Source organism: Streptomyces sp. NBC_01089 (genome assembly GCF_045162975.1).
Taxonomy (GTDB): Bacteria; Actinomycetota; Actinomycetes; order Streptomycetales; family Streptomycetaceae; genus Streptomyces.
In genome coordinates this window covers 612,174-622,932 of the sequence record NZ_CP108660.1, presented here as the reverse complement: position 1 = coordinate 622,932, position 10,759 = coordinate 612,174, and the positions used below count along the sequence as shown (strand labels likewise).

At 71.5% G+C, this 10,759-nt stretch carries 10 protein-coding genes; all 10 read left to right on the top strand.

From position 1 onward, the window contains the following. The first annotated feature begins 46 nt into the window (after positions 1–46). The 10 genes from OG510_RS02805 (at position 47) to OG510_RS02760 (ending at position 10,715) form a co-directional block, all read left to right on the top strand. The gene (locus tag OG510_RS02805; RefSeq protein ID WP_406142284.1) at positions 47–442 is read left to right on the top strand and encodes a MaoC family dehydratase; all 396 of its coding nucleotides are present in this window, start codon (positions 47–49) and stop codon (positions 440–442) included. 121 nt (positions 443–563) lie between these two features. Beyond that, entirely contained in the window at positions 564–1,496 is a 933-nt protein-coding gene (locus tag OG510_RS02800; protein WP_406135039.1) for a 3-oxoacyl-ACP reductase, read from the top strand. Between the two features lie 268 nt (positions 1,497–1,764). Beyond that, positions 1,765–2,583, top strand: a complete 819-nt coding sequence (locus tag OG510_RS02795; protein ID WP_406135038.1) for an IclR family transcriptional regulator — start codon at positions 1,765–1,767, stop codon at positions 2,581–2,583. A 166-nt stretch (positions 2,584–2,749) separates the two neighbouring features. Next, a complete protein-coding gene (locus OG510_RS02790; protein WP_406135037.1) occupies positions 2,750–3,628 on the top strand; it encodes an alpha/beta fold hydrolase in 879 nt (292 codons plus the stop codon). Beyond that, entirely contained in the window at positions 3,625–5,331 is a 1,707-nt protein-coding gene (locus OG510_RS02785; RefSeq protein ID WP_406135036.1) for an FAD-binding protein, read from the top strand. Before OG510_RS02790 ends, OG510_RS02785 begins: the two co-directional genes overlap by 4 nt. A gap of 42 nt (positions 5,332–5,373) precedes the next feature. Next, positions 5,374–6,432 carry a 2Fe-2S iron-sulfur cluster-binding protein gene (locus tag OG510_RS02780; protein WP_406135035.1) on the top strand — a complete coding sequence of 353 codons (1,059 nt, stop codon included), beginning with the start codon at positions 5,374–5,376 and terminating at the stop codon, positions 6,430–6,432. A gap of 171 nt (positions 6,433–6,603) precedes the next feature. Continuing rightward, positions 6,604–7,389, top strand: a complete 786-nt coding sequence (locus OG510_RS02775; protein ID WP_406135034.1) for a 2-keto-4-pentenoate hydratase — start codon at positions 6,604–6,606, stop codon at positions 7,387–7,389. A gap of 25 nt (positions 7,390–7,414) precedes the next feature. Further along, entirely contained in the window at positions 7,415–8,317 is a 903-nt protein-coding gene (locus OG510_RS02770) for an acetaldehyde dehydrogenase (acetylating) (RefSeq protein WP_406135033.1), read from the top strand. A gap of 76 nt (positions 8,318–8,393) precedes the next feature. Further along, positions 8,394–9,482, top strand: a complete 1,089-nt coding sequence (dmpG, locus tag OG510_RS02765) for a 4-hydroxy-2-oxovalerate aldolase (RefSeq protein WP_406135032.1) — start codon at positions 8,394–8,396, stop codon at positions 9,480–9,482. A 48-nt stretch (positions 9,483–9,530) separates the two neighbouring features. Then, complete coding sequence (locus OG510_RS02760) at positions 9,531–10,715, top strand: acyl-CoA dehydrogenase family protein (RefSeq protein ID WP_406135031.1); 1,185 nt, start codon at positions 9,531–9,533, stop codon at positions 10,713–10,715. The last annotated feature ends 44 nt before the right edge of the window (positions 10,716–10,759 follow it).

Sequence of the window (10,759 nt, the reverse complement as noted above, 5' to 3'; positions counted from 1 at the left end):
CCCCGCATCGGCCGCCCCCCTGCCCCGTACCAGGGCGTACGGAGAGGTGGCCGCGGGCGACGGGCTTCCCCGCCTGGAGATCCCGGTGACGCGCACCCTCATCGTGGCGTCGGCGCTGGCGAGCCGCGACTACCAGGATGTGCACCACGATCCCGGACTCGCCCGCGAGCGCGGCTCCCGGGACATCTTCATGAACATCCTGACCAGCAACGGCCTGGTCGACCGGTACGTCACCGGCTGGGCGGGCCCGGCCGCCGTCGTCAAGGCCATCCGTATCCGGCTCGGCGCCCCCAGCCACCCCGGCGACACCCTGGTGCTCACCGGCACGGTGACGGCGACGTCCGACGCGGACCGCACCGTCGACATCGCGGTCGAGGGCACCAACGGCCTCGGCACCCATGTGGCCGGAACCGCGACCGTACAACTGCCGGAGGCCGGGTGAGTCCACTCATCGGGACAGCACCGGATGGAAAAATAGAATAGATACTAGTTTCGCGAGTGAGGCGCACCCAGGGGGTGCGCCGGCGTATCCAACGGCTCGACGGAACACGGAAAGAGGCAGCATGAGCTCGACGAACACCCTGGAGGGGCGTACCGCCGTCGTCACCGGTGCCGGGGCCGGACTCGGCCGCGCCGAGGCGCTCGCACTCGCGGGCCTCGGCGCCAACGTGGTGGTCAACGACGTGGGCCCGTCGGCCGACGGTGTGGTCGGTGAGATCAAGTCGCTGGGCGGTGCGGCGGTGGCGGTGACCGGCGACGTCGGGGACTGGGCCATGGGCGACCGCCTGGTGCAGGCGGCCGTGGAGACCTTCGGCAGCCTCGACGTCATCGTCAACAACGCGGGTGTGCTGCGCGACCGGATGCTGTTCAACCTCAGCGAGTCCGACTGGGACGACGTCATCCGCATCCATCTCAAGGGCCACGCCGGGCTCTCCCGGGCCGCCGCCGTGCACTGGCGCGCGGCCTCCAAGGCGTCCGGCGGTCCGGTCTTCGGGCGCGTGGTCAACACCTCGTCCGAGGCGTTCCTGTTCGGTTCCCCCGGGCAGCCGAACTACTCGGCGGCCAAGGCCGGGATCACCGCTCTCACCCTGGCCACCGCCCAGGGAATGGCCCGCTACGGCGTCCGCGCCAACGCGATCTGCCCGCGGGCCCGTACCGCCATGACCGCCGAGTCCTTCGGTGAGGGCGTCAACGCGCCGGGCGGCCTCGACATCATGGCGCCCGAGCGGGTCGCCACCCTCGTCGCCCACCTGGCATCGCCGGCCGCCGACGAGATCAACGGGCAGGTCTTCGTCGTATACGGCGACATGGTCGCCCTGCTCGCCCCGCCGACCGTGGAGCGGAAGTTCAGCGCGGCCGACGGCAGCTTCACCCCGGAGGAGCTCGACGCCCAGCTGACGCCGTACTTCAGCGGACGTGACCCGTACCGGACGTACGCGGCGTACGACGTCGCCGGGCTCGACACCACGGGGACGCAGAAGCCCGCCACTGCCTGAGGTGCCCCGAGGGGCGGACACGGGACCGGTCCCGTGTCCGCCCCTCACGCGTGTGCGGCGGCCGGACCGGCCGAATCAGGTCCGGAGTGTCCGATGTCTTCCCCGGAGGGAGGAGTCCTGCTACGTTTTTCAAGAATTCATTTCAGTTCTGTGAACTTCCGTCGCTCTGGCGAAGGACTCGGAGGCTTCGATGCCCCTCGTCGCATCACCCCACCCCGGGTGGGCCCCACCACGACCCTGTGAGCTCCCGCCGTCGATGATCGGGCGGATGACCCTGATCATCGACGCGTTCGAAAGCCGTTCCGCACGGCTGACCCTTGAGGAGGTCGCCCACCGCACCCGGCTTCCGCGCTCGACCGCGCACCGGATCCTGGACCAGCTGGTCGGCTGCCAGTGGCTGGACCACACCTCGTACGGCTACCGGCTCGGCCCGCGCGCCCTCGGCCTCGGCGGCCAGGACGGCAGCCGCGGTGAGATCCGCGAAGCCGCGGCGCCGCTGCTCCACGAACTGCACCTGCGCACGGGCATGGTGGTGCATCTCGCCGTGCTCGAAGGCGCCGAAGTCGTATACCTCGACAAGATCGGCGGCCGCTTCGCCAGCGGACTGCCGTCCCGGGTCGGCGGGCACGCGCCCGCCCACGCCACGGGGGTGGGCAAGGCGATCCTCGCCTGGCTCGAACCCGAGCTGGTGGACACACTCCTGCCCGAGGTGCTGTTTCGCCGCACCGAACGCACCATCGCCGACCTGCCGGCACTCCGGCAGGAACTCGACCGCATCAGGAGGCGGCACGGCCTCGCCTTCGACCGGGGCGAAGCGCTCCCCGGTGTGTCGTGCGCCGCTGCGCCGCTGCGCGGACCCGACGGCCCGGTGGCCGCCATCTCCCTCAGCGGCGACGAGCGGACCGCCCGGCTGGAACGGGTGGCCCCGCTCGTGGCCAACGCCGCCCGCGAGGTGTCCCGCAGTCTGTTCCCGGAGCGGGAGACCGTACGCCGCAACAGCCGCGAGGCACAGATCCCGGAGCGCACCTGGTCGCCGGAGCTCATGGACCGGCTGACCAACGCGGGCCGGGACGGGGAGTGGATCTGAACCGCGGCCGTACAGGGCCCGTGCGCCTGATCCCGCTGATCGGGGCACGGGCCCCGGCACGGCCACCCGATCCCGCTGATCGGGACGGGCCCCGTGGGGCCGGGACCGGCGGCCTACGGTCCTGAAGACGGCACTTACCCCCTCCCTTTTCTGACCGAGGCGGACGATGACCACTGACCCGAGCTACGAATCCACCCTGCGCGAACTGGCCACCGACCGCGGCGTCCTGCGCTACCACGAGGCCGGCGAAGGCCCGCCGCTGCTGCTGTTGCACGGGTCGGGGCCCGGGGTCACCGGCTGGCGCAACTACCGGGGCAACCTGGGCTTCTTCGCCGCGCACTTCCGCTGCCTGATCCTGGAGTTCCCCGGGTTCGGGGTCAGCGACTCCGCCGGCGGCCACCCCATGGTGACCGCCGAGCAGAGTGTGACGGACTTCCTCGACGGGCTCGGTCTCGACAGGGTGCACATCGTCGGCAACTCGATGGGCGGGATCGTCGCCACCCGGTTCGCGATCAGCCACCCCGAGCGGGTGGACCGGCTGGTCACCATCGGCGGCATCGGCAAGAACGTCTTCAGCCCCAGCCCCGGCGAAGGCATCAGGCTGCTGATGGACTTCACCGAGAACCCCACCCGCGAGGCTCTGGTGCGGTGGCTCCACTCCATGGTGTACGACCCGGCCCTGGTCACCGAAGAGCTCATCGAGGAGCGCTGGGCCCAGGCCACCGCACCGGACACCCTCGCGAGCGCCCGCGAGATGTACGGCAGGGCGGCCTTCGCCGCACGGGCCACGGCGGCCTCCGACACCGCGCCGTACTGGGCCATGCTGCACAAGGTGCAGGCGCCCACCCTGCTGACCTGGGGCCGGGACGACCGGGTCAGCCCCGTCGACATGGCGCTCCTGCCGATGCGCACCCTCCCCCGGGGAGAACTCCACGTCTTCCCCGACTGCGGGCACTGGGTGATGATCGAGCAGAAAGCGGCCTTCGAGAGCGCGGTACTCGCCTTCCTGACCCGCGAATCCACCCGCGAAGGGAGCGGGCGATGACCGGGAACACCACCCGCGCCACGGACCCCGGCACCGGGTCCGACGGCTGGGACCAGGAGGTCGACTTCCTGATCGTCGGCAGCGGGGGCGGCGGCATGGCCGCGGCTCTGACCGCGGCCGATGCCGGGCTCGACACACTGATCGTCGAGAAGGGCGGCACGTTCGGCGGCTCCACCGCGATCTCCGGAGGCGGGATCTGGATCCCCGGCAACCCCACCCTGCGCCGCGCGGGCGTCGTCGACGACCGGGAATCCGTACTGCGCTACCTGGAGGCCATCACCGAGGGGACGGTGCCGCAGGCCCGTCTCGACGCCTTCGTCGACCAGGGCGCCCCGCTGATGGAACTCCTCGACCGCAGCGCGCATCTGCGCTTCTTCTGGGTCAGGGGATACTCCGACTACCACCCGGAGGAGAGCGGCGGACGCCCGCTCGGCCGCACCATCGAAGCGCTGCCCTTCGACACCCGCAAGCTCGGCGACGACGAGGCCCACCAGCGGCCCAACAGCCTCAAGGGGCCGCTCGGCCTCTGGCTGACCTCGAAGGACTACCACGACCTGGCCATGGTCAAGCGGACCTGGCAGGGCCGCCGCGCCTCCCTGGTGGCGGCCTGGCGGGTCTCCTCGAACGTGATCCGCCGGCGCCATATGTCCACCGGCGGACGCGCCCTGGTGGCCCGGCTGCGGATGGCACTCAAGGACCAGGGCGTTCCGCTGTGGCTGCGCTCCCCGATGCGCACCCTGCTGACCGGCGCCGACGGCACGGTCACCGGCGCGGTCGTGGAGCGCGAGGGCCGGATGCTGCGGATCCGGGCCCGTCAGGGCGTCCTGCTCGCCAGCGGCGGCTTCGACCACCACGCGGGCCTGCGCGCACGCCATCTGCCCGACGGCGGCCAGGAGGACGTCAGCGCCGGTGCCCCGGAGAACGTCGGGGACGGCATCGTCGCCGGACAGCAGGCCGGCGCGGCCGTGGACCTGATGGACGACGCCTGGTGGATGCCGTCGGTCAAGCACCCGTCGGGCGCCGTGATCCCGCTGGTCTCCGAGCGCTGCATCCCGCCGTCCGTCATCGTGTCGGCGGCGGGGGAGCGGTTCACCAACGAGTCGGCGCCCTACGTGAATTTCGTCCACGACCAGCTCGCGGGCGGGCACGTCCCCGCCTGGTTCGTGATGGACGCGAAGGCCCGCGCCCGGTACCCGTTCGCCCAGGTCCTGCCCGGAGCGCCGTTCCCGCAGGGCTACTACGACAGCGGAGTCGTCCACCGGGACGCCACCCTGGCCGGACTCGCGGAGCGCATCGGCGTACCGGCCGACGCCCTGACCCGTACCGTCCAGCGGTACAACGGCTTCGCCGTCACGGGCCGGGACGAGGACTTCGGCCGGGGCGACAGCGCCTACGACCGTTACTACGGCGACCCGACACTGAAGAACCCCAACCTCGACGAGATCACCCGGGCCCCCTTCTACGCCATCCGTATCGAGGTCGGCGACCTGGGCACCAAGGGCGGGCTCGTCTGTGACGAACACAGCCGTGTACTGCGCGCCGACCACAGCGTGATCGCCGGCCTGTACGCCACGGGGAACACCTCGGCCTCCGTCATGGGCCGCGAGTACGCCGGGGCGGGCGCGACGATCGGACCGGCCATGGTGTTCGGCCACATCGCCGCACAGCACGCGGCCCGGGCCCGCCAGAACAGCCCGGCCTGACGCAGGACCCCAGGCCGTGTCGCACACCCAGGAGACCGACCGATGTCATATCCCCGTCCGCTGCGCGTCCGTGTCGCCGAGGTGATCGCCGAGACGCCGGACGCCTGTTCGCTCGTCCTCGAACCGGAACCCGGTGACGCGGGCCGGTTCGCCTACCGGCCGGGCCAGTTCCTCACCGTCCGGATCCCCGAGGCCGGCGGCGGGCCCGGCAGCGTGGCCCGCTGCTACTCGCTCGCCAGCTCACCGGTCATCGGCGAGCAGCCGAGGATCACCGTCAAGCGCACCCGGGGCGGCCACGGCTCCAACTGGATCTGCGACACGGTCAAGGAGGGCTGCACACTCGAAGTCCTGCGCCCCGCGGGTACGTTCACCCCGGCGACCCTGGACACCGACTTCGTCCTGTTCGCCGCGGGCAGCGGGATCACGCCGGTCATGTCCATCCTCAAGTCGGCGCTGCACGCGGGCTCCGGCACCGTGACTCTCTTCTACGCCAACCGGGACGAGAGTTCGGTGATCTTCCGGGACGAACTGATCGCCCTGGCCCGGGCGTACCCGCTGCGGCTGCACGTCGTGCACTGGCTGGAGTCGGTCCAGGGCCTGCCCACCGCGGCCGGGCTGCGCCAGCTGGCCGCGCCCCGCGCCGAAGCCGAGGCGTTCGTCTGCGGTCCCGGCCCGTTCATGGACACCGTCGTCGAGGTCCTCACCGGGCTCGGCACCCCGCCGGGCCGGGTGCACGTCGAGCGCTTCTCCTCGTCGGCGGGCGACCCGTTCGCGGAACCGGAATCGGCCGGTGACCCGGCCCCGACGGGCACCGCTGCCCCCGCGGGCTCGGTGGAGGTCAGGCTCGACGGCGAGACCCGTACGGTGCCGCTGCCCGCCGGCACCAAGCTCCTCGACGCGCTGCTGGCAGCGGGTCTGGACGCGCCGTTCTCCTGCCGGGAGGGCTCGTGCAGCGCCTGCGCCTGCCGCCTCCTGTCCGGCGAGGTCACGATGGAGCACAACGAGGTACTCGAGCAGGCGGATCTCGACGAGGGCTACATCCTCGCCTGCCAGTCCACGGCGCTGACCGAACAGCTCCGCGTCAGCTACGACGCCGAGTAGCGCAACAGGGGCGGCGCCGCACGGCCGGACGCGACTCCCACTGAGCGGGAGCGTGCTCCCGCTCACCGCGCGCGGCCTGGAACCTTTCCGGTAACCGGCCGGCCGGCCCGCCCGGATCCGCGCCCTCTTCCCGTTCCTGTTCCCTTCCCGATCCTGTTCCAGGAGGTCCCGATGCTCGACGCGGCGCAACGTGCCGAAGCCGCAGATCTGTTGTGGGCGGCGCGCCGGGACCGTACCCCGGTCTCACCGCTGACGGACGGCTACCCCGGCATCGACGTGGTCGACGCCTACGAGATCCAGCTGACGAACATCCGCAGACAGGTCGCCCAGGGCGCCACGGTGCGCGGTCACAAAGTGGGTCTCTCGTCGGAAGCCATGCAGCAGATGATGGGGGTGGACGAGCCGGACTACGGCCATCTGCTCTCCGACATGGAGCTCTCCGAGGACGTCCCCGTACCGGCCGCCGACTACTGCTTCCCCCGGGTCGAGGTCGAGGCCGGGTTCGTGCTGGGCGCAGCCCTGCCGGGCGAGGGCTGCACGCCGGCCGACGTGCTCGCCGCGACGGAGTACGTCGTACCGGCCATCGAGCTGATCGACAGCAGGATCAAGGACTGGCGGATCGCGCTGCCCGACACCGTCGCCGACAACGCGTCGTCGGCGGGCCTGGTGCTCGGTGCGGCCCGGGTCCGCCCCGCGGACCTGGATCTCACGGACGTACCGGCCGTCCTGCGCCGGGGCGGCCGGGAGGTCGCCCGCGGCAACACCCGTGCGGTGCTGGGCGATCCGACCAACGCCGTCGCCTGGCTGGCCCGCAAGGTCGCCGCCTTCGGGGTACGGCTGGAGGCCGGACAGGTCGTCCTGCCCGGCTCGTGCACCCGGGCGATCGACGTCCGGCCCGGCGATGTCTTCCAGGCCGAGTTCGGCGGACTCGGCTCCGTGTCCGTCACCTTCCAGTGAGGCGAGTCCCAGTGAGGCGAGAGAAGTGACCAAGGCCAGTGCAGCCATCGTCGGTTCCGGGAACATCGGCACCGATCTGATGTACAAGTTGCTCCGCTCGGAAGCGATCGAGCCCCGCTGGATGATCGGGGTCGACCCGGACAGCCCCGGGCTGAAGCGCGCCGCCGACCACGGCCTGACGACCGGATCGGCCGGGGTGGACCCGCTGCTGTCGCAGGACGAACTCCCCGACATCGTCTTCGAGGCGACCTCCGCCCATGTGCACCGGGTCAACGCCCCGCGCTACGCCGAACTGGGCATCCAGGCCGTCGACCTGACACCGGCGGCCCTGGGCCCCGCGGTCGTACCTGCGGTGAACCAGGGCGAGCACCTGGATGCCCCGAACGTCAGCCTCATCACCTGCGGAGGCCAGGCGACCATCCCCGTCGTCCACGCCGTGTCCCGGGTGACCGACGTGGCGTACGCCGAGATCGTGGCCTCCGTCGCCTCACCGTCGGCGGGGCCGGGCACCCGGCAGAACATCGACGAGTTCACCCATGCCACCAGCCGGGGCATCGAGCGGATCGGCGGCGCCCGCAAGGGCAAGGCCATCATCATCCTCAACCCGGCCGAGCCGCCCATGCTGATGCGGGACACCGTGTTCTGCTCGCTCCCCGACGACGCCGACCGTACGGCCGTCGCCGCCTCCATCCACCGGATGGTCGCCGACGTCGCCGCGTACGTACCCGGCTACCGGCTGCGCGCCGAGCCGCAGTTCGACGACGCGGGCCCCGGCAACGGCGGGCTCGCCCGGGTGGCGGTCTTCCTGGAGGTGGAGGGTGCCGGTGACTTCCTGCCGCCCTACTCGGGGAACCTCGACATCATGACCGCCGCGGCCACCAGGGTCGGCGAGGGCTTCGCCCGGCGGATCACCGCCGCCCGTGCCTGACCGTGCCACATCCCGGCAGGCCGGCCCCCACGCGCGTCCCCACCCGCCCGCATTCCTCCGAGGGAGACACCTGCACATGCCCTACAGCGCAGACCTGGACATCCGGGTCACCGACTCCTCGCTGCGGGACGGCTCGCACGCGAAGCAGCACCAGTTCACCGTCGAGCACGTCCGCTCCATCGTGGCCGCCCTGGACGACGCCGGAGTGCCCGTCATCGAGGTCACCCACGGCGACGGACTCGGCGGCTCGTCCTTCAACTACGGCTTCAGCCACACCCCCGAGCAGGAACTGATCAAGGCCGCGGTGGAGACCGCCACCCGGGCCCGGATCGCCTTTCTCATGCTGCCGGGGCTCGGCGTACGGGACGACATCCGGCGCGCGGCCGACAACGGCGCCGCCATCTGCCGTATCGCCACCCACTGCACCGAGGCGGACATCTCCGTCCAGCACTTCGGACTGGCCCGCGAACTCGGCCTGGAGACCGTCGGTTTCCTGATGATGTCGCACAGCAGCCCGCCCGAGGCCCTGGCGGCCCAGGCCCGCATCATGGCCGACGCGGGCTGCCAGTGCGTGTACATCGTGGACTCGGCGGGCGCGCTCATCATGGAGCAGACCAGCGACCGCGTGGCGGCCCTCGTCGCCGAACTCGGTGACGACGCGCAAGTGGGGTTCCACGGGCACGAGAACCTCGGCCTGGGTGTCGCCAACTCCGTACTCGCCGTACGGGCCGGGGCCCTCCAGATCGACGGCTCGACGCGGCGCTTCGGGGCCGGAGCGGGCAACACCCCCGTCGAGGGCTTCGCCGCGGTGACGGAGAAGCTCGGCATCCGTACCGGCATCGACACGCTGAAGATCATCGACGCGGCGGAGGACGTGGTCCGCCCGGTGATGGACGGCGAGTGCCTGCTCGACCGGCTCTCGCTGACCATGGGTTACGCCGGTGTGTACTCCAGCTTCCTCAAGCACGCGGACCGGCAGGCCCGGCGCTACGGGGTGTCCGGCGCGGAGATCCTCATCGAGGCCGGACGGCGGGACCTGGTGGGCGGCCAGGAGGACCAGCTGATCGAGATCGCCGTCGGTCTGGCGGCGAAGCACGAGGCGAACAACGAGGCGCAGAGCAAGCCGCAGAGCAAGCCGAAGAACGAGGCCGCCGTCGGCGCCTGAGAAGCCCTGCCCCGCAGTGGCGCGGCGCAGCAGACGAAAGAGGAAGAGATGGCGGACACCGTACTCGACAAGATCGTGGCCAGGGCCGATGAGCTCCGCGAGCTGGGCCCGGACAACGAGGCCAGGGGCAGCCTCACCGACCGGACGGCCGCGCTGCTCCGCGAAGCGGGAACCATGCGGATGCTCCAGCCGAAGACACACGGGGGCTTGGAGGCGCATCCGAGAGAGTTCGCCGAGACCGTGATGGGCATCGCGGCGCTGGACGGCGCCACCGGCTGGGTCAGCGGTGTGGTGGGGGTGCACCCGTGGGAGATGGCCTTCGCCGATCCGAAGGTCCAGGAGGAGGTCTGGGGCGATGACCAGGACACCTGGATCGCCTCGCCCTATGCCCCGATGGGCCTGGCCAGGCCGGTCGACGGCGGCTATCTCTTCAGCGGGCACTGGCAGTTCTCGTCCGGTACGGACCACTGCCGGTGGATCTTCCTGGGCGGCTTCCTGGCGGACGCCGACGGCGAACGCGTATCGCCCCCGCAGTCCCTGCACCTGATCCTGCCCCGCTCGGACTACCGGATCGTCGACGACTCGTGGGACGTCGTCGGGCTGCGCGGCACGGGCAGCAAGGACATCGTCGTCACCGACGCCTTCGTCCCCGAGCACCGTGTCATCCCGTACAACAAGGTGGTCGACGGCACCGCCGCCCGTGAGGCCGGCCTCACCAACCCCGCCTACCGGCTGCCGTTCTCCTGCGCCTTCCCACTGGGCATCACATCGGCGGTCATCGGCATCACCGAGGGCGCGCTCGCGCACCATGTGGACTACCAGCGGCACCGGACCACGGTGGCCGGCACCAAAATCAAGGACGACCCGCACGCCCTGTACGCGCTCAGCGAGGCCGCGGCGGAGATCGCCGCCGCCCGTGCGGCCCTGCTCGACAATCTCTCCCGGATGTACGACATCGTCGCGTCCGGCCGTGAAGTGACCTTCGGGCAGCGGGCGGTGGGCCGGCGCACCCAGGTCCAGGCCGCCTGGCGCGCGGTCCGAGCGATGGACGAGATCGTCGCGCGCTCCGGCGGCAACGCCATGCGGATGGACAACCCGGTGCAGCGCTTCTGGCGCGACGCGCACACCGGTCTCGCCCACGCCATCCACGTACCCGGCTCGGTGTTCCACGCCTCGGCGCTCACCGACCTCGGTATCGAACCTCCGCAGGGGCCGATGCGCTCGATGATCTGAGCCCATGCCGTACCGCACCCCCGACCGAGCCGGGCCGACCGGAC